The sequence below is a fragment of the Arthrobacter sp. Soil782 genome (assembly GCF_001428435.1).
In the GTDB taxonomy this organism is placed as follows: domain Bacteria; phylum Actinomycetota; class Actinomycetes; order Actinomycetales; family Micrococcaceae; genus Arthrobacter_D; species Arthrobacter_D parietis.
In genome coordinates, this window is record NZ_LMSO01000009.1 from 219340 (window position 1) to 238653 (window position 19314).

A 19314-nucleotide genomic window follows, 5' to 3' on the forward strand; every position below is an offset into this window, starting at 1 on the left:
CAACCCATGAGCGAGTCGATGTCCGCACCTGCCGCCCCTGTCACCAAAGTCCTGATTGCCAATCGCGGCGAGATCGCGGTTCGGGTCATCCGGGCGGCCCGTGATGAAGGTATCGCCTCGGTCGCTGTCTATGCGGAGCCGGACCGGGACGCGTTGCACGTGCGCCTGGCCGATGAGGCGTTTGCACTGGGCGGCAATACCGCCGCTGAGTCCTATCTGGTCATGGACAAGATCCTCGACGCAGCCGCACGCAGCGGCGCGGATGCCATCCACCCCGGCTACGGTTTCCTTTCCGAGAACTCCCAGTTCGCGCAGAGAGTGATCGACGCCGGAATCACCTGGATTGGCCCCTCCCCCTCATCGATTGCGCAGCTCGGTGACAAGGTACAGGCCCGCCACATTGCCGAGAAGGTCGGCGCACCCCTGGTCCCCGGCACCAAGGATCCCGTCGATTCGACCCAGGAAGTCCTCGACTTCGCCGATGAGTTCGGCCTGCCGCTGGCCATCAAGGCGGCCTATGGCGGCGGTGGACGCGGCATCAAGGTGGTACGTGACCGCGATGAGATCCCCGAGGCCTACGAATCGGCGGTACGTGAAGCGACCGCCGCGTTCGGCCGCGGCGAGTGCTTCGTGGAACGCTTCCTTGACGCGCCCCGCCACGTCGAAACGCAGTGCCTCGCGGACGCGCACGGCAACGTTGCTGTCATCTCCACCCGCGACTGCTCCCTGCAGCGCCGCAACCAGAAACTGGTGGAGGAGGCCCCTGCGCCGTTCCTGTCCGAAGACCAGAACCGGCGGTTGTATGAGGCGTCGAAATCCATCCTGAAGGAGGCCGGGTACCAGGGTGCGGGTACGTGTGAATTCCTGGTCGGGAAGGACGGCACTATCTCGTTTCTTGAGGTCAACACGCGCCTGCAGGTTGAGCACCCGGTCTCCGAAGAGGTCACCGGCATTGACCTGGTGCGCGAACAGTTCCGCCTCGCCCGCGGCGAGGAGCTCGGCTATTCCGACCCCGAGATCCGCGGCCACTCCTTTGAATTCCGCATCAACGGCGAGGACGCCGGCCGGAACTTCATGCCCGCACCCGGCACTGTCAAGACACTGAAGCTGCCCACCGGCCCGGGTATCCGCGTTGATTCCGGCATCGAGGCAGGCGAGACCATCGGCGGCAACTTCGATTCGATGCTCGCGAAGCTCATTGTCACCGGCGCCACCCGCAGGCAGGCCCTTGAGCGGTCCCGGCGTGCGCTGGCGGAGATGCAGATCGACGGAATGCCGACTGTCCTGCCGTTCCACGCCGCCGTGGTCAGCGACCCGGCATTTGCGCCCGAGTCCGGAAGCTTCTCGGTACACACCCGCTGGATCGAGACTGAGTTTGCCAACACCATCGCGCCGTGGACTCCCGACGGCGGTGCTGCGGCGCCGGCTGATGACGACGACACCCGCCAGCGCGTGACCGTTGAGGTAGGCGGCAAGCGACTGGAAGTTGTGCTTCCCGCTTCCCTCGGAGTCGCCACCGGCAGAGCCGCAGGCAAAGGGGCAGGCAAGCCCGGGAAACCGAAGAAGGTTGCCCGCTCACGGGCGGGTGCGGCATCCGGTGCCAGCGGCGATGACCTCACGTCCCCCATGCAGGGCACCATCGTGAAGGTGGCCGTCCAGGACGGCGACGTGGTGTCCGAGGGCGATCTCATCGTGGTGCTCGAAGCCATGAAAATGGAGCAGCCGCTGACCGCCCACAAGGCAGGCACGCTCTCCGGGCTGACGGCGGTGCCCGGCGACACTGTGTCCGCGGGCGCGGTCATCGCGGCGATCAACTAGGTTCACTGCAGCAGATCCATCGGCTAGCGCCGCTGACACGGGATCCGCTCCCGACTGCGGGCTAGTCGTCACTGCTGCGGCCGCGGCCGCGGCCCTTGCCGCCGTCGTCATCATCATCATCGTCGTCGTCGTTCGCGGCGTCATCGTCTGCGTCGTTCGCGGGGTCGGCGCCAACGGGGACTGGGACGCTCCGGTTACCCGCACCGCCGTTTGATGAGCTGCCGACGTCGGAACCGCTTCCCGACGATCCGCTGCCCGAAGAATCCTGAGCGTCGCCCTCCGGCTCACCCGCCTCCGGGGTGTCGGTGTTCACGTTGGGGACCGGCTCGGGCGTTTCCGGCGACACGGGGGCCTGCTGAGGTTCCGGGGCCGCTGAAGGAGCAGGCTCGAGGGTTTTGACAGGTTCGGGATTGGCAGGTACGGCAGGCACGACCGGCACGGCAGGGCCGGCGACGGGTTGCGGCAGGTCCGCCGCAGCGGGCGCCGCACCGGAGCTCACCAGCCGGTCAATGAGCTGCTCAATCCGCTGCAGGATCACCACCGCCCTGTCACCGGAGATGTCCCCCTTGATCTGCGCGGTCCGCACCCTCGAGGAGAGCCCGTGGGCGGCGGCTACGGCATCTGAGGTGTCCCCGCGGGCTGTGAGGACGGCAATCTCCTGCACTTCGGACTGCAGTTCCTGGGCAACGTCGGCCGCAATCGGCGGCGCGGAACACCCACTGAACGTCAGGAACGCGGAGACGATCAGGGCGCTCAGGCCGGCACGCAGGTTCACGGCTGGACGCTCTCATACAAGCTGTCGAGCATGGCGCCTGTGCTTCCGGGGACGGCGGGCAGCGGGGTCGGCCCCGGTCCGGCGTTCAGATCGAAAACAATGAGCAGGACGGCGAAGGTCAAACCCACCAGCACGACGACGGCAGCCAGGGCACGGGCGCGCATCCTCGCCCTCGCTGCCGCTCGTCGGCGCGGAGGCTCAGGGTGGGACGCCGTCTCCATATCGAGCGCCTCGAGCGTGGGCTGGCCGGACGGAGGCTGCGCCGGCAGCCGCGGCAGGCTCCGCACCTGGGAAGGCGCCTCCGTCGTCGTTGTTTCTTCAGCGCCCAATCCGGCATTGTTTCCGGCAGTCAGTCCAGCTTCCTCGGAAGGGACGTCGATCGCATCGAGGAGCCGAACCACCGTGGCAGCAGTGGGACGTTCAAGCGGATCATCCACGGTCATCATGGTGAGCAGGTGGTGCCAGCCCTCCCCGAACGATTCAGGGATTGCCGGCGGGCGGCTCAACCGGGCAAGCGCACTCTCCAGTCCGGTGCCCGGAAAGGCCGGCTCGCCGGTGAGGCATTCAATGAGCAGGAGACCGAGTGCGTAGATGTCGGTCGGGGTGCCTACCCGGTCTCCGCGTGCCTGCTCCGGACTGAAGTAGGTTGCGGTTCCGATGAGGCTTCCCGTTGCGGTGACCCGGCTGCTCTCGAAGAACCGCGCGATGCCGAAGTCCGTAAGCAGAAAGCTGAACATCCCGGAGGATGTCTCGCCGTAGCGGGTGAGGACGTTCGAGGGCTTGATGTCGCGATGCACTATGCCCTGACCGTGGATGTACTCAAGGGTGCGGGCGATGTCCCGGGCCGCCGTCGTCGTGCTGTGGATCGGCAGTGCGCCGTCCCTCAGAACTGCGCCGAGGTCCGGGCCCTTGATGTATTCCATGACGAGGTAGGACGGTTCCAGCCTGGCGCACTCGGCGTCCATGTCCAGTACGCGAACCAGGCCGGGGTGGTGGAGGGCAGCCAGCATGCGCGCCTCGCCGGACCCGCGCGCCACACCCTCGGCAGAACCGCGGCGGAACATCTTCACCGCAACATCCCGGTGCAGGCGCGTGTCCCGTGCGCGGTAGACATCGGCCATGCCTCCGGCGCCGATCACGCGGTCGAGGACGTACCGTCCGCTCGCGAGCGTTTCCTGATTCATGCCTGTTCGCTCCCGCTAGAAAAGGTAAGCCTGTGAATCATTCTGGCTGAGGCGCCCTGCGGAAAACTTGGGAAGTGAGCCATGCAAAAGGCTCCCGCCCAACCCTTGCAGGTGGACGGGAGCCCTGGAATTGCGGTTCGGGTTAGGCGATGTTGTTCTCGTAGTCGTTGTCCCGGGTTTCACGGGTGAGCCACAGAGCAATGAAGGTCAGCACGGCAGCTGCGCTCAGGTAGAGGCCCACCAGGAACGTGCTGCCGTCCGCCGCCTGCCACAGCGCAATAGCAACGAACGACGCCGGCGCCGCGCCGATTACGCTGGACAGGTTGTAGGCCACCGCGGACCCGGTATAGCGGACGTTTGCGGGGAACAGTTCGGGCAGGATCGCGGCCATGGGTCCGAAGGTGAGGCCCATGAGGATGAAGCCGATGATCAGCAGCGCCATGGCGCCCACGGTTCCGGCACCGAAAAGCGGAACCCAGGTCAGGCCGAAGATTGCGATACCGGTAGTGACGGCCAGCAGCATACGACGGCGGCCGAACTTCTCCGCCAGCGGTCCGGACACGAGGGTGAAGATTCCGAAGAAGACGACGCCGATGATCAGCATCCAGAGGAAGTCACCGCGGGCAATTCCAAGACCCGGCACAAAAGCGTCCGGGTTGAAGGGCTTGCCTGCCGCGTCCGCCGCTGCAGCGGCCGTCTCCACCGAGGCCGGCGAGGTGCCGAAGGTCAACGTGAAGGAGGTCATCAGGTAGAACAGCACGTACGTGGCGAACATGATGAAGGTGCCGAGGAGCAGCGGACGCCACTGCTTAGTGAACACCGAGGCCAGCGGCAGCTTGACGACCTTACCCTTGTCCAGCACCTGCTGGAACGAGTGGCTTTCGATCAGCTTCAGCCGGACGTACAGCCCGACAATGACGAGCACCGCACTGGCGATGAACGGAACGCGCCAGCCCCACGCCATGAACGCTTCGGGTGAGAGGCTGGCGTTGAGGACAACGAACAGCAGGTTGGCAAGGATGAAGCCAATCGGTGCGCCAAGTTGGGGGAACGTGCCGTAGACGGCCCGCTTGCCCTTGGGTGCGTTCTCGGTTGCGAGCAGCGCTGCGCCGCTCCATTCGCCGCCGAGCGCAAGTCCCTGGAGGAAACGCAGCAGGACGAGCAGGGCCGGGGCCAGGAAGATCCAGCCCGGGTTGTCCTTGGCAACCGGCAGGACACCGATGAGGAAGGTAGCAATACCCATCGTCAAAAGCGACGCCACCAAGGTGCCCTTGCGTCCGATCCGGTCCCCGAAGTGCCCGAAAAGGATTGACCCGAGCGGACGAGCAACAAAGGCAACGCCGAAGACCGCGAAAGACTGGAGCAGCGCGTTCGCGGGGGTGGAGTCGGGGAAGAAGAGCGCCGGGAACACCAGCACCGACGCCGTGGCGTAGATGTAGAAGTCGTAGAACTCGATGGTGGTGCCGATGAGGCTGGCGAAGATAACGCGACCACGAGAGTTCAGGGGCTTTGTTGCCGCCGGCTCCACGGTCGAAGATGACGATGACATGGTTGCTTGCTTTCTCGAAGACGGCCGTCGAGGAAACCGAAAGCCGGAGTATTTGTGCCTATCAATCTCATCACCGGAACCGAAGCGTGAGATAACCCGTCCACATAGTGGACATCTCGCCCCATTCGGGAACTTTTGCGCACCTTCGGTGGGTTCCGACGGCGTCGAAGTCACCGTAGCTGCGCAAATCTTCCCGTTCGCGGATAGCCGGATGTCACATCCCGTTTACACGCAGCGCCCAGAGTCGAAACGCGCCTTTCCTAGTGTGGCGGTACTGCCCCTTGAATGAAAGGTTCGCCATGAGCGTTGACCGCGCAGTTTCCCCGGATAGTCCGACGACGCCGGGCGGGGCGCTTGCTCTTCGTCCGGGTCTCACCCGCCGTCCGGGCCGCTGGATCGACAACTGGAACCCTGAGGACGCCGAGCAGTGGGAGTCCGGTGGAAAAGCGATTGCCCGCCGTAACCTGCAGTGGTCCATCATCTGTGAGTTCCTCGGCTTTGTGGTGTGGCAGCTCTGGTCCATTGTGGTGGTTTACCTGCCGGCTGCCGGCTTCACCTTCACCACCTCGCAGACTTTCTGGCTGATCTCGATGCCCAGCCTCGTCGGCGCCACCCTGCGCATTCCCTATACCTTCATGGTGCCGCGATTCGGCGGCAGGAACTGGACGATCGTCTCGGCGCTCCTGCTGCTGATTCCATCGGTTGGCCTGGCGGTCGCGGTGGGCAATCCGGACACACCATTCGGAGTTCTCCTCGGCATTGCGGCACTTGCCGGCTTTGGCGGCGGCAACTTCGCAAGCTCGATGGCGAACATCACCTTCTTCTACCCGGTCCGTGAAAAGGGCTGGGCGCTGGGACTGAACGCTGCCGGCGGGAACCTGGGCGCCGCCGTCGCGCAGTTGGTGGTTCCGCTGGTGATTGCAGCGGGTGCCGCCGCGACGCTGAATCTGCCGCTGGCGGGCTGGATCTGGGTGCCGCTGATTCTCGTCGCCGCGTTCGGTGCGTGGAAGTACATGGACAACCTCTCCAGCGCGAAGTCCGACCTCGCCGGCTCCCTCGCCGCCCTGCGCGAGCCGCACCTGTGGATTATGGCGTTCCTGTACATCGGGACGTTCGGCTCATTCATCGGGTTCTCCGGAGTTTTTCCCAAGCTGATCCTCGATTCGTTCCCGGCGTTCTCCACCTTTGCGCTGGGGCCGGCTGCGCTGTCGCTGGCGTTCCTCGGCCCGCTGGTCGGCTCGCTCGCGCGGCCCTACGGCGGCCGGCTGGCCGATCGGTGGGGCGGCGCGCGGATCACGGTCTGCGCGTTCACCGTGATGGCCCTCGCTGCCCTGGCCGTGGTGTGGACCCTGCCGCTTGGGAACTTCTGGCTCTTCCTCGGCCTCTTCCTGGTGCTCTTCGCCGCCGCCGGCTCCGGCAACGGCTCCACCTACCGCATGATCCCGGTGATCTTCGCGCTCCGCGGACGCTCGGACGGCGCGATGAGTACCGGGCGCAAAGCGGCAGCCGCGCTGGGTCTCATCTCCGCGATCGGCGCCTACGGGGGCTTTGTGATTCCGCAGGTCCTGAACGCTTCCAAGGGCGCCACCGGCGCGTATGACGCCGCGTTTTACGGCTTCGTCTCCGCCTACGTCCTGATGCTCGCGGTGACGTGGTTCTTCTACCTGCGCCGCAGCACCTCGAGCGTGGGGCACGTCTAGCATGTGCAGTACACCAGGCGCCACCGCCACCCATTGCCCCTACTGCGCGCTGCAGTGCGCCATGACGCTGACCCTGTCCGGGCCGGGGGTCGCGTCTAGTTCGGCTGCGGCGTCGGTCGAAGTAAGCGGCCGGGACTTCCCCACCAACCGGGGCGGCCTGTGCCGCAAAGGCTGGAGCTCCGCTGAGCTGCTGAAGCACCCGGACCGCGTCCTCGAACCCCTGCTGAAGAACGACGACGGCGAGCACCACCCCATCTCATGGGACCGTGCGCTGGAGCTCATCCGCGACCGCGTCCTTTCGACCCGGGCCCGATACGGCGCCGATGCGGTCGGCGTCTTCGGCGGCGGCGGACTCACCAATGAGAAGGCCTACCTGCTGGGGAAGTTTGCCCGCCTGGCCCTCGGAACGTCGCGGATCGACTACAACGGACGGTTCTGCATGTCCTCGGCGGCTGCCGCCGGCAACCGGGCGTTCGGTCTGGACCGGGGCCTACCGTTCCCGCTGACGGATCTCGGGTCCGCGAGGACCATTTTGATGCTCGGCTCCAACACCGCAGACACCATGCCGCCGTTCGTGCAGCATCTGCGGGCGGCGCGGGATGCAGGCGGGCTGATCGTGGTTGACCCGCGCCGGTCCGCCACCGCAGAGCTCACCTCGGAAGGCCGCGGCCGGCACCTGCAGCCCGCACCGAAAACGGACCTCGCCCTGCTGCTCGGGATCACGCACGTGGTGATCATGGAGGGGCTGATCGATGAGTCGTATGTGCGCCGTCGAACCAACGGGTACAACAGCATCGTGCGCAGCGTAGCCCCCTGGTGGCCCGAACGCGTTTCCTCGGTCACGGGCGTCCCGGCCCGGCTCATCCGCGAGACGGCGCATCGGCTGGCGGAGCCCGGCGGCACGTACATCCTGACCGGACGCGGGATCGAGCAGCATGCCAACGGCACCGATACAGCAACGGCCGCCATCAACCTCGCCCTACTGCTCGGCTTGCCGGGAACACCCGGAAACGGTTACGGCACCCTGACCGGGCAGGGCAACGGGCAGGGCGGACGCGAACACGGGCAAAAGGCGGATCAGCTTCCCGGGTACCGGAAGATCACCGACCCCGCAGCCCGGAAGCACATCGCCGGAGTCTGGGGAGTACCGGAGTCTCTCATTCCGGGTCCGGGGCTTCCCGCCGTCGAACTCTTGGCGTCTCTCGGCCAGCCGGGCGGGGTGCGCTGCCTGTTTGTGCACGGCGCGAACGTTGCGGTGTCGGCTCCGAACGCGTCGAGCGTGCTGAAGGGCCTGCGCAGCCTCGACTTCCTCGTGGTGTGCGACTTCTTCCTTTCCGAAACCGCAGCGGAGGCGGACCTGGTGTTGCCGGTGCTGCAGTGGGCGGAGGAGGAAGGCACCATGACCAATCTCGAGGGACGCATCCTGCGGCGCCGTGCAGCGGTGAGCCCTCCCCCGGGGGCACGCAGTGAGCTGTGGATTATGGCGCGGCTGGCGGAGTTGCTGGAGGCGCCGTCGTCGTTTCCTGATGACCCGGAAACGGTGTTCACCGAGCTCCGGGCGGCGAGCGCCGGGGGCCTCGCGGACTACTCCGGTGTGGACTACGCAATGCTCGATGCGGAACTGCACCTTGTTGAACTGCACCGCGGGGAACTGCACAGCAGGGAACTGCACGACGGCGGCGCCGGCGCCTACTGGCCCTACCCTGCCGGTTCCAGCGGAACACCGCGACTTTTCGTCGACAGGTTCGCCCACACGGACGGGAGGGCCGTGCTGCATCCGGTCGCGCCGTCGTCGTCTGCCCATTTTGCCTCTGCCCCAGATGGTGTGCTCACGCTGATGACCGGGCGGTTGCTGGAGCATTATCAGTCCGGCGCGCAGACCCGGCGGGTGGTGGACCTCCACTCCACAAGCAGCGAGCAGGCGCTGCAGATCCACCCGGTAACGGCTGGGGGCCTCGGCATTCTGGACGGTGCGGAGGTTGAGGTCAGCAACGAGCGGGGAACCGTGCGTGCTGCCGCCCGGCTCTCCCCTGCCGTGCGGCCCGACACGGTTTTCCTCTCCTTCCATTTCCCAGGGACGGGCAACGCGAATGTGCTGACTTCGTCGGAGACGGATCCGGTGTCCGGGATGCCCGAATTCAAGACCACGCAGGTATTGGTGCGGGTGCACCGGCCTGCGCAGAGTGAGGTGGTGGGGGTATGAGTTTTCCCGAGCGCGTTGTGGTGGTTGGGTTCGGTCCCGTGGCGGCGCGTTTCATCGACGTCCTGGAGCCTTCCGTGGTTTCGGGAGCCCTGCAGCTGACCGTGATCGGATCCGAGGCTGACGCCGCGTATAACCGTGTGCTGGTCGCTGACGTCGGAGTGGGGCGGACTTCCCCTTCGGCGATCGGTCTGAGTGATGCTGACCATCTCGCCTCGCTGGGGGCGGAGGTGCTGCTCGGAACCGGCGTACGGCGGATCGACCGGGCGCGGCGTCAGGTTCTGCTCGAGGACGGCGCTGTCCGTCCCTATGACCGCCTGGTCCTCGCAACCGGAGCACGCCCGGTCATTCCGTACCTGGCCGGCTTGAATCCTGACCCGCTGCACCCCACACTGCCGGACGGCGTCACGGCACTGCGGGACCTGGCTGACGCGCGTGTGCTCCGCGCCGTCGTCGAGCGCCGGGGTGACGTAGTAATTCTGGGTGGCGGAATCCTCGGGCTTGAAGCGGCGCTCGCCGCAGCTGAGGAGGGCGCGCGGGTGACCGTGGTGCACCACGGCGACTATCCGCTGGCGCGAAACATTGACGACGGCGGCGGGCTGGTTCTGGCGTCCGCGCTCCGTTCGCTGGGCGTGCGGCTGGTGTCCGGGGCGAAGGCCGTGGGTCTTGAGCAGTCGGGCGGTGGTGCCTTCACTGGCCTGCGGCTCGATGATGGCAGGTTGGTGTCCGGCGACCTGTTGGTGCTGTCCTGCGGAGTGCGGCCCCGGGTTGAGTTGGCCGAGGGCGCGGGGCTTCCGGTCTCGTCGGGCATCCTCGTGGACCACTCGCTGCGGGCGCATCATGACGAGCACATCTATGCCATTGGAGATTGCGCCGAGGTTCGCTGTGCTTCTCCTTCCTGCGGGAACTGCTCGGGTAACACTGCGCCGTCCGGGTTGATTGGTCCGGGGTGGAAGCAGGCCGAGTGGTTGGCGGAGTCGTTCGCGGCAGATCTGGCTGGTGCTTCTTCGGGCGCGCAGCGCTACGTGGAGGCGGCTCTCCCACCGGTTTTGATGCTGAAGGCTCGTGGCCTGGACGCCGTGGTGGCTGGCGAGGTATCCGCCGACCCGTGGGCCGCGCACGAGGACGGCACCGCCGTCGCGCTCTGGGCCGATCCGCAGCAGGGCAGCTACGCGAAAATGGTGACGCGAAACGGAGTGTTGCAGGGCCTGGTGTGTGTCGGGATGCCGCGTGCGGGGGCGGAGCTGGTGCTGCTGTTCGAGAGCGGTGCGGTGCTGCCGCCGGACCGGTCGAGCCTGCTGCGGCTGGATGGAGCGGAAGCGTCAGCGTCGTCGGCATCTTCGGTGACGGATCCCGCAGCAGTTGTCTGCCGGTGCGCGGGGGTGAGCCGGGGCAGCATCGAGCAGGCCGCCGTCGTCGGCTGTTCGAGTGTGGCGGAGGTGTCAGCGTCAACGCGGGCGGGTACGGGCTGCGGCGGCTGTCACGCGGACATCCGCACGATCATCGAGCAGCACTTCCAACAGCCCGCGTCCGTCTAAACGTGCGGGTGTACGCTCCCGTGCGTGCCATTTTCCCCAGGTACTGGAGCCCAAACGGCGTGCCCCGCCCTGACACGCCGCCAAAACAACGACAACGGCGCCAGGACCTGGGGAATCCGGCCCGCCTGTCATCGGATCACCCTGCCTGAAAGCACAGCGCGCACCTGCTCGAGAACGGCCTGCTGATTGAACATGATGTCCTCGTAGCTGTAACGCAGTACGAGGTAACCACCGGCGATCGTAGTGTTGTTGCGCTGCAGGTCGCGGCGCAACGCCCTGCGGTCGGAATGGTAGGCAGCGCCGTCGACTTCCACCACCAGGAATCCCTCAAGGAGGAAGTCGACGCGGCCGACTCCGTTGATGTGCACCTGGGTTTCAACATGGAACCCGGCATTTCGAAACAAGATCCGGGCAACAACCTCAATCGCTGAGTCCGCGCAGCCTGTGACCAAGTCGAGTGCCGAACGAGCCTTCCCATTCCGGTCTCCCTGCAGTCGCTCAAGCAGGAACGACCGCACGGTGTCGCTGCGCCGGAGGGAGCTCTCCACCATGACGGCCGCTTCCATCGGCGGAAGGCAGTGCAGCGCATGAATCAGTACGTCCACTATTCCGACGAGCGGCAGGTACTCATGCGGCGGGACGGTACGTTCACGATGGTTGGCGAACCCCCCTCCATGGCCATGCAGACAGCTGAGGTGGAGGCGACTATGCGGGTTCAGTAGCCACAGACCGTAGTGCCGCGCGGCTGATGCGCAGGTCAGCAGTCCGTTATTGATGAGCGCGGCCTTGAAATCGTCAGGAGCTTCGGGCAAGGCCAACACCCCCGTGCGCAGCCGCATCATCTCCCCGCGCTTTATAGCGTTGGCGATCTGCCTCTTGCTGATACCACGGTCGCGAAGCTTCTGCGTACGAGCGACCAATCCGACACTTCGGAGAACTTCAACGGCATTCACCGCACCAGTGCACCCGCATTGACTGGCGAACTCGACCCGTTAGCAGGCTATGTGCACAACGAGACCGAACTTCGCGAATTGTGTAGGGACGGTCAGGCGGACCACCTTCCCCGGTTTCCAAAACCTTAACCGCGTGTCGAGCGCGGACACGCCGTCAACCAACGACGACGGCGGGAGAACCTGGGGAATACGGCCCGCCTCCCAGCGCGCGGCGGAACGTGGGGGTGGGTCAGTGGACGTGCAGGCGGCGCGCGGCCTCCGAGATGGACCCGGTCAGCGACGGGTACACGGTGAACGTGTTGGCCACATCATCCACGTGCAGCTTCCTGGTGACGGCGAGTGCCAGCGGGAAGATCAGCTCAGACGCACGCGGAGCAACCACAACCCCGCCGATCACCGTCCCCGAGCCCTTCCGCGCGATGATCTTCACGAACCCGTCCTTGACGTTCAGCATCTTGGCACGGGCGTTGGTGCTGAGTGAGAGCTTGAAGATGTCGCCCTGGTACTGGCCGGACTCGACGTCGGCTTCCGAAACACCCACCGAGGCGATCTCCGGAGCAGTGAAGATGTTCGAGGCAACCGTCTTGAGCTTGAGCGGGGTCACGGTGTCCCCGAGCAGGTGCGCCATGGCGATCCGCCCCTGCATCGCTGCCACGGAGGCGAGCGCCAGGACCCCGGTGCAGTCCCCCGACGCGTACACGTTCGGCGCGGTGGTACGCGAGACGCCGTCTACCTTGATGTGCCCGGTCTCGGTCAGGGCAACGCCGGCTTCCTCCAGCCCGATTCCCGCGGTATTCGGAATAGCACCAACGGCAACGAGGCAGTGGCTGCCGTCAACCGTCCGCCCGTCGGACAACGTGACCCGGACACCGTCGCCCATACGTTCGACGCCCTGGGCGCGGGACTTCGAGAGAACAGTCATCCCGCTGGACCGGAAGACGCCCTCCAAGACCTCGGCGGCGTCGGCGTCCTCACCCGGAAGCACGCGGTCGCGGCTGGAGATCAGCGTCACTTCAGCGCCGAGCCCGTGATAGGCGGAAGCGAACTCCGCGCCGGTGACGCCGGAGCCGATCACGATCAGGTGTTCCGGAACCTCGGTGAGGTTGTACACCTGCTTCCAGTTAAAGATCCGCTCCCCGTCCGGGACGGCGGTGGGAAGCTCGCGCGGGTGGGCGCCGACGGCCAGGAGGATCGCATCAGCCTCCACAATGCTGGTGCCGGCGTCCGTTTCAACTTCGAGCCGGTGGTTGTCCAGCAGCTTCCCGGTGCCGATGATGATGGTGACTCCGGCCCGCTCCAGCGCCGCCGAAATGTCCTTGGATTGGTCCACCGCCAGGTCCAACAGCCGCTGGTTCACCTGGGTGAAGTCCGCGTAGGCCGAGGAGGCATCGGCGAATTTCACGCCAAGGCTGTGGGCATTGGCCACGCGCGCCATGGTGTCTGCCGTGGCAATGAGTGTCTTGGAAGGAACGACGTCGGTGAGCACCGCTGAGCCGCCGAGGCCGTTCTGCTCCACAATGGTGACCTTCGCACCCAGCGAGGCAGCGACCATGGCCGCCTCATAGCCGCCCGGACCACCCCCGAGGACTGCGATACGGAGGGCGCTGAAATCCAGTTGACTCGTCACACCTGCCATTCTGTCCTATCGGGAACCAGCCCTCAAACGTCCCGACGGCGCCACGCAGTCCCCGAATCATCGCGCCGAAGCCCCGGGCAGGTGGAACAACACGCGCTCGACCGGTAGGTTGGACCGGTGATTGACCAATCCTCGACGGACCCGTTTGCCCTTGCCCGCGATGCTGCGGACCACATTGCCCAGCAGACGTCAGTAGCGTCCCACGACATTGCCCTGGTGCTGGGCTCGGGCTGGGGTGAGGCCGCCGAGCTCATCGGCGAGACCACGCACACCCTGCAGGCGACGGACATTCCCGGCTTCGCCGCCCCCGCGGTCGAAGGCCACGTCGGTACCGTCCGCTCCATCCTCACGCCTGCCGGCAAGCGGGCCCTCGTGCTCGGCGCGCGCACCCACTACTACGAGGGCCGCGGCGTCCGCGCAGTTGTCCACGGGGTCCGCACCGCCGCCGCCGCGGGGGTGAAGACGCTCGTCCTCACCAACGGCTGCGGCGGACTGCAGGAACAGTGGGCCCCCGGCACGCCGGTGCTCATCAGCGACCACCTCAATCTCACGGCCGCCTCCCCGCTTGAGGGCGCCACGTTCGTGGACCTCACCGACCTTTACTCTCCACGCCTGAGGAACCTCGCCCGTGAGGTCGACCCCACCCTGGACGAGGGCGTCTACGCACAGTTCACCGGCCCGCACTACGAGACACCCGCCGAGGTCCAGTACGCCAAGCGGATCGGCGCCGACCTCGTCGGCATGTCCACGGCACTCGAGGCCATCGCCGCCCGCCACGCAGGCATGGAGGTCTTCGGCATGTCCCTGGTCACCAACCTGGCCGCCGGCATCAGCCCCATCCCACTCAGCCACGCCGAGGTTCTCGAAGCCGGCCAGGCAGCAGGCCCGCGCATCTCCCGGCTCCTCGCCGACATCATCGGCAGGCTCTAAACATGCAGCCATCCTCCACCGACCTCTTCACCGCCGCCCGCAAATGGGCCACCCAGGACCCGGATCCCGAGACCCGCGCCGAGTTGGAAGACCTCCTCGCCCGAGCCCGGAACGACGACGACGCCGGCCAGGCCGCTGCCCTGCAGCAGCTTGAGGACGCCTTCAGCGGACCGCTGCTCTTCGGAACGGCCGGCCTGCGTGCCGCGCTGGGCCCCGGACCCAACCGGATGAACCGGGTCGTCGTGCGCAGTGCCGCGGCGGGAGTGGCCGCCCACGCGCTCAACCTGGCGAAAGGCGCCTACGCGCCGCGCGCCGTCGTCGGCTTTGATGCACGCCGCAACTCGCGCATCTTTGCGGAGGAAACCGCGGCGATCTTCACTGCGGCCGGCCTCGAAACCTTCCTCATGCCCTCTGAACTCCCGACGCCGGTGCTTGCCTACGCGGTCCGCGCACTCGAGTGCGAGGTTGGTGTGATGGTGACGGCGAGCCACAACCCGCCGCAGGACAACGGGTACAAGGTGTACCTCGGCGGCCGTGCAGTGGAGGAGACTGCACGCGGCGTGCAGATTGTCGCCCCGCATGACGCGCAGATCGCCGAGCAGATTGCAGCCGCTGTCGATATCCGACTGGCGCCGGGCTGGAACGTCCTCCCCGAGAGCATTGAGACGGATTACGTTGCTTCCGTTCTTGCCCTCGCGGACCGGGAGGCGTACCCGTCCCGCGACCTGTCGATCGTGCTGACACCTCTACATGGAGTGGGCGGGCGGACCGCGCAGAGCGTCCTCGCCTCCGCGGGGTTCGACACCGTACATGTCGTCGAGGAACAGGCCGAGCCGGACCCCACGTTCCCGACGGTCGACTTCCCCAACCCGGAGGAGCCCGGGGCTCTCGACCTGGCGCTGGCCGCAGCGGCTGATCAGGATGCCGATCTTATTCTCGCCAATGACCCCGACGCCGACCGCGTTGCCGCCGCTGCGAAGGACCCTGCGACGGGTGAATGGCGGATGCTGCGCGGGGATGAGACGGGCGCGCTGCTCGGCCTTCACGTGGCGGCCCGGCTCGCGGACGAGGCGAAGCAGGGAGCCGTCTTCGCCAACTCGATCGTCTCCTCGCGACTGCTCGGCAGGATCGCGGACGCCTCCGGAATCAGCCACGCCGAGACGCTCACGGGCTTCAAGTGGATCTCCCGCGTTCCGGACATCACCTACGGCTACGAAGAAGCACTCGGCTACTGCGTGGCTCCGGAACTGGTGCGGGACAAGGACGGCCTGTCCGCGGCCCTCCTGCTGGCCGAGTTCGCCGCCGCCTGCAAAGCCGAGGGCAAGACCCTCTTCGACATCCTCGACGAACTGGCACTCGTCCACGGCCTTCACGTCAGCGATCAACTGTCGGTGCGGGTAGGCAGCCTGGGGTTGCTGGGAGCCATGATGAACCGCCTTCGTGAGGCGCCGCCGTCGTCGTTTGCGGGTTCAGATGTGGTGGTCGAGGAGGACCTGGCTGAAGGCGTCCATTTGCCGCCCACCGACGGACTGCTCTACGTCACCCGGGACGACACCCGGGTGATCATCCGCCCCAGCGGCACCGAACCCAAGCTCAAGTGCTACCTGGAGGTCATCGAACCGGTGGATTCCGCGGCAGAGGTAGCGGACGCGAAAGCAACAGCGCGGACCCGGCTCGATGCCGTGATCCGCGATGTTGAGGAAGCGCTCGGGCTCTAGACGCGCACTTCCACCATTCCGTTGATCACGCGCGTCGGGAAGCTTCGCAGGGCCGTCCCGGATCCCGCTGCGGGTTCGCCGGAATCCAGGAAGTAGACCTCCTTGTGCAGGGGCGAGGTGATGGTGAACCTCTGCCCGCGTGAGCCGACAATTCCGCGTGCCATGACCTGTGAGCCGCTGACCGGGTCGCGGTGCGATACCGCGAACACCGTCGCCGAATCCACCCGGAACAGCGCCACTTGACGGCCCTGAATCAGCGCAGCTTCTCCCCAGCACAGCTCTAGGTCCTCAAGCCGGCAGATGGGATACCAGGTGCCGTCGTCGAAAGCAGCGAGCGCCGGTGTGTGATCGAGTTGCAGAGTCATGAGTCTCCCCGTTCGGATTGCCTGATCAGTTGCGATTACCTGGTCAACTGAGCCTGCATCCGACGCTACGAACGCCGCGTTACGCGCTCCCGCCCGAAGTGTTGCGGGCGCGTAAAACGCACCTCACCGGGACCCCGACCACCGGTGAGTGTGAAGTTAATCTTCGTTTACATAAGCGAAATCGCGGGGCAACTGGGCGTCCGTACGCTCGGTACCTAAGTGCGGCAGCCGGCTGAGTTCGGAAGCTGCAAAGCGGCGAAAGGTACCTCTCATGAACACGCAACAGATCCTCGTTGTCGGCGGCGGGCCGGCAGCCCACCGCTTTGTCGAGGCCATGGTGTCCCGCGGACTGGACGGCTTCACCGTCACCGTCCTCACCGAGGAGAGCTGGCTGCCGTATGACCGGGTTGCCCTCAGCCAGGCACTGCTCGACGACGTCGACCTCACCCTGGGCGAGGCCGCCATGTGGGAGCACCCCGCCATCACACTCGCCACCGGCTCCCGCGCGACGACGCTGGACCGGGAAGCCCGCACGGTCACCACCGAGGCCGGCGACGTGTACCCCTATGACCAGCTGGTTCTCGCCACCGGCTCCAATGCCGCACGCCTGCCGCTTCCCGGCATGGAATCGGCGCATGTCTACCGAACGGTCGACGACGTCCGCACTCTCCGCGCGGAAGTCGCCCGCCTCACGGAGGAGTATGGGCGGACTATCGACGCCGTCGTCATCGGTGGCGGCCTGCTGGGCCTCGAGGCCGCGGGCGGCATGCAGTCCCTCGGCGCCAACGCCGCCGTCATCAACGGCGCCCCCTGGCTCATGAATACCCAGCTGGACCAGGGTGCCGGGCAGGCCCTCGACCGGCTGATCACCGCCAAAGGGCTGACCGTGCACGGGGGCGTCTTCCCCGCCGGCTTTGTGCTGGAGGACGGTCGGATGACCGGGGTCGACATGGCCGACGGTCGTCGGATCCCGGCTGACCTGGTGGTTGTCGCGGTCGGTGTCCGCGCCCGCGATGAGCTCCCCCGCGACGCCGGACTGACCATGGGTCCGCGCGGCGGCGTGGTGATCGACGACGCCTGCGCCACCGAGGATCCGAGTATCTGGGCCATCGGCGAGGTGGCCTGCTTCGAGGGCATGTGCCTCGGTCTCGTGGCCCCGGCGAACACCATGGCGGAGATCGTCGCTGACCGGCTGCACGGCGGCACCGCCACTTTCCCCGGCTTCGATACCGCCACCAAGCTCAAGCTCTCCGGCGTGGAGGTGGCCAGCTTCGGTGACGCCTTCGCGAAGACCGAGCACAGCCTCGAAATCGTGTACGCGGACCCTGCCCGCGGCCTCTATCAGAAGCTCGTGGTCACCGATGATGCCAAGACCCTCCTCGGCGGCATCTTCGTGGGCGACGCCTCCCCGTACACCGCTCTCCGCCCGCTCCTGGGCCGCGAGTTGAGCGCCGAACCCGGCGCGTACCTGTCCGCGGCCGGCGGCGGCGACGCGCCCGACACGGAGCTGCCCGACGACGCCATCCTCTGCTCCTGCAACAACGTCTCCGCCGGCTCCATCCGCGACGCCGTCAACGGCTGCGGCACCTGCGAGGGCTCCGAACCGGTCCGTGAACTCAGCCCGCTGAAGGGCTGCACCAAGGCCGGCACCGGCTGCGGATCCTGTGTGCCAATGCTCAAGAAGCTCCTCGAGGGCGAGCTGACCAAGAGCGGTATCGAGGTCTCGAAGGCACTCTGCGAGCACTTCACCATGTCCCGCCCGGAGCTCTTCGAAGCCGTCCGGGTGCTGGAGCTCGACAGCTTCGAAGGCATCATCGAACGCTTCGGTGTCCCCGAATCAGGGATCCTCGGCTGCGACATCTGCAAGCCCGTCATCGGCTCGATCCTCGCCTCGCAACGCGCCGAATACGTGCTCGACGGCGGCCGCGGCATCCTGCAGGACACCAACGACCGCGCGCTGGCCAACATGCAGAAGAACGGCACCTATTCGGTGGTGCCGCGCATCCCGGGCGGCGAAATCACGCCGCAGAAGCTCGGCGTCATTGCCAAGGTGGCCCAGGACTTCAACCTGTACACGAAGATCACGGGCGGCCAGCGCATCGACCTGTTCGGCGCCCGGCTCGAGGAGCTCCCCGAGATCTGGAAGATCCTCGTGGAGGCAGGCTTCGAATCCGGGCAGGCGTACGGCAAGAGCCTGAGGACCGTGAAGTCCTGTGTCGGCTCGACGTGGTGCCGCTTCGGGGTGCAGGATTCGGTGGCCATGGCCATCCAGCTGGAGCTGCGCTACCGCGGCCTGCGCAGCCCGCACAAGCTGAAGTTCGGCGTCTCCGGCTGCGCCCGCGAGTGCGCGGAGGCCCGCGGCAAGGACGTCGGCATCATCGCCACCTCGGACGGGTGGAACCTGTACGTAGGCGGCAACGGCGGCGCTACCCCGGCGCACGCGCAGCTGCTCGCCAAGGACCTCGACGACGACACCCTCATCCGCTACATCGACCGCTACCTCATGTACTACATCCGCACCGCCGACCGGCTGCAGCGCACGGCCGCGTGGCAGGCAGAGCTCGACGGCGGCCTGAAGCACGTCGAGGACGTCATCATCCACGACTCCCTCGGCATCGCCGACGACCTCGAATCCGCAATGGCCCGGCACATCGACAACTACGAGGACGAGTGGGCTGCAACCCTCAAGGACCCCGAACGCCTGCGCCGGTTCCGCTCCTTCGTCAATGCCCCGCATGAGAAGGACAACTGGATCGCCAACGTCCCCGAACGCGGCCAGATCCGGCCCGCCACCGACGCCGAACGCGCAACTGCGCAGGGCGGCACCGGGCCGGTGCTGCTCGGCGCCGGCATTCCGGTCCGCAGTGGTCTGCCGGAAGGACTGCCGGAGTCTCGGGAAACAATGGAGACGCTGGAGGCAGCAGAATGAGCACCGCTGCTGGAATCAA

13 protein-coding genes are annotated in these 19314 nt (G+C 66.6%); 7 read left to right on the forward strand and 6 right to left on the reverse strand.

All coding sequences use genetic code 11. The annotated features are described in order from the left end of the window. Positions 1-6 precede the first annotated feature (6 nt). Positions 7-1818: an acetyl/propionyl/methylcrotonyl-CoA carboxylase subunit alpha gene (locus tag ASH00_RS11725; RefSeq protein ID WP_056548678.1), complete on the forward strand. Its 1812-nt coding sequence runs from the start codon at positions 7-9 to the stop codon at positions 1816-1818. A 61-nt stretch (positions 1819-1879) separates the two neighbouring features. On the opposite strand, the gene ASH00_RS11730 is transcribed toward ASH00_RS11725, so the two are convergent. The 3 genes from ASH00_RS11730 to ASH00_RS11740 all read right to left on the reverse strand — a co-directional run bounded on the left by ASH00_RS11730 (position 1880) and on the right by ASH00_RS11740 (position 5326). Further along, positions 1880-2593 carry a hypothetical protein gene (locus tag ASH00_RS11730; protein WP_056548680.1) on the reverse strand — a complete coding sequence of 238 codons (714 nt, stop codon included), beginning with the start codon at positions 2591-2593 and terminating at the stop codon, positions 1880-1882. Continuing rightward, complete coding sequence (locus ASH00_RS11735; protein ID WP_056548682.1) at positions 2590-3777, reverse strand: serine/threonine-protein kinase; 1188 nt, start codon at positions 3775-3777, stop codon at positions 2590-2592. Before ASH00_RS11735 ends, ASH00_RS11730 begins: the two co-directional genes overlap by 4 nt. Positions 3778-3919: 142 nt before the next feature. Continuing rightward, complete coding sequence (locus ASH00_RS11740; protein ID WP_056548684.1) at positions 3920-5326, reverse strand: MFS transporter; 1407 nt, start codon at positions 5324-5326, stop codon at positions 3920-3922. A 299-nt stretch (positions 5327-5625) separates the two neighbouring features. Between ASH00_RS11740 and ASH00_RS11745 the strand changes: the two genes are divergently transcribed. Genes ASH00_RS11745 through ASH00_RS11755 form a run of 3 tightly spaced genes read left to right on the forward strand, consistent with a single transcriptional unit; the run spans position 5626 to position 10764 of the window. After that, positions 5626-7026, forward strand: coding sequence for an MFS transporter (locus ASH00_RS11745; protein WP_056548686.1), 1401 nt, complete (start codon positions 5626-5628; stop codon positions 7024-7026). A 1-nt stretch (position 7027) separates the two neighbouring features. Beyond that, positions 7028-9229, forward strand: a complete 2202-nt coding sequence (locus tag ASH00_RS11750; protein WP_056548688.1) for a molybdopterin oxidoreductase family protein — start codon at positions 7028-7030, stop codon at positions 9227-9229. After that, the gene (locus ASH00_RS11755) at positions 9226-10764 is read left to right on the forward strand and encodes an FAD-dependent oxidoreductase (RefSeq protein WP_056548690.1); all 1539 of its coding nucleotides are present in this window, start codon (positions 9226-9228) and stop codon (positions 10762-10764) included. Before ASH00_RS11750 ends, ASH00_RS11755 begins: the two co-directional genes overlap by 4 nt. Before the next feature lie 128 nt (positions 10765-10892). Here ASH00_RS11755 and ASH00_RS11760 read toward each other — a convergent pair whose 3' ends face one another. Next, entirely contained in the window at positions 10893-11606 is a 714-nt protein-coding gene (locus tag ASH00_RS11760; RefSeq protein ID WP_157359101.1) for an endonuclease domain-containing protein, read from the reverse strand. A gap of 340 nt (positions 11607-11946) precedes the next feature. Next, entirely contained in the window at positions 11947-13344 is a 1398-nt protein-coding gene (locus ASH00_RS11765; protein WP_056549238.1) for an NAD(P)H-quinone dehydrogenase, read from the reverse strand. A 126-nt stretch (positions 13345-13470) separates the two neighbouring features. On the opposite strand from ASH00_RS11765, the gene ASH00_RS11770 reads away from it, so the two are divergent. Both ASH00_RS11770 and ASH00_RS11775 read left to right on the forward strand, forming a co-directional pair. Beyond that, the gene (locus ASH00_RS11770; protein ID WP_056548694.1) at positions 13471-14283 is read left to right on the forward strand and encodes a purine-nucleoside phosphorylase; all 813 of its coding nucleotides are present in this window, start codon (positions 13471-13473) and stop codon (positions 14281-14283) included. Between the two features lie 2 nt (positions 14284-14285). Continuing rightward, positions 14286-16001, forward strand: coding sequence for a phospho-sugar mutase (locus ASH00_RS11775; protein WP_056548696.1), 1716 nt, complete (start codon positions 14286-14288; stop codon positions 15999-16001). Here the strand turns inward: ASH00_RS11775 and nirD are convergent. Then, positions 15998-16366 carry a nitrite reductase small subunit NirD gene (gene nirD, locus ASH00_RS11780; protein ID WP_056548698.1) on the reverse strand — a complete coding sequence of 123 codons (369 nt, stop codon included), beginning with the start codon at positions 16364-16366 and terminating at the stop codon, positions 15998-16000. The two genes, ASH00_RS11775 and nirD, sit on opposite strands and share 4 nt — an antisense overlap. Before the next feature lie 271 nt (positions 16367-16637). Here nirD and nirB point away from each other — a divergent pair, with 271 nt between their 5' ends. Then, positions 16638-19295, forward strand: coding sequence for a nitrite reductase large subunit NirB (gene nirB, locus ASH00_RS11785; protein ID WP_056548700.1), 2658 nt, complete (start codon positions 16638-16640; stop codon positions 19293-19295). The last annotated feature ends 19 nt before the right edge of the window (positions 19296-19314 follow it).

Bases quoted from the DNA above. Each gene is read 5' to 3' on its own strand.
- ASH00_RS11745 (WP_056548686.1), top strand. From the start codon at position 5,626: ATGAGCGTTGACCGCGCAGTTTCCCCGGATAGTCCGACGACGCCGGGC.
- ASH00_RS11725 (WP_056548678.1), top strand. From the start codon at position 7: ATGAGCGAGTCGATGTCCGCACCTGCCGCCCCTGTCACCAAAGTCCTG.
- ASH00_RS11750 (WP_056548688.1), top strand. From the start codon at position 7,028: ATGTGCAGTACACCAGGCGCCACCGCCACCCATTGCCCCTACTGCGCG.
- ASH00_RS11740 (WP_056548684.1), bottom strand. From the start codon at position 5,326: ATGTCATCGTCATCTTCGACCGTGGAGCCGGCGGCAACAAAGCCCCTG.
- ASH00_RS11760 (WP_157359101.1), bottom strand. From the start codon at position 11,606: ATGATGCGGCTGCGCACGGGGGTGTTGGCCTTGCCCGAAGCTCCTGAC.
- ASH00_RS11775 (WP_056548696.1), top strand. From the start codon at position 14,286: ATGCAGCCATCCTCCACCGACCTCTTCACCGCCGCCCGCAAATGGGCC.
- ASH00_RS11755 (WP_056548690.1), top strand. From the start codon at position 9,226: ATGAGTTTTCCCGAGCGCGTTGTGGTGGTTGGGTTCGGTCCCGTGGCG.
- nirD (WP_056548698.1), bottom strand. From the start codon at position 16,366: ATGACTCTGCAACTCGATCACACACCGGCGCTCGCTGCTTTCGACGAC.
- ASH00_RS11735 (WP_056548682.1), bottom strand. From the start codon at position 3,777: ATGAATCAGGAAACGCTCGCGAGCGGACGGTACGTCCTCGACCGCGTG.
- nirB (WP_056548700.1), top strand. From the start codon at position 16,638: ATGAACACGCAACAGATCCTCGTTGTCGGCGGCGGGCCGGCAGCCCAC.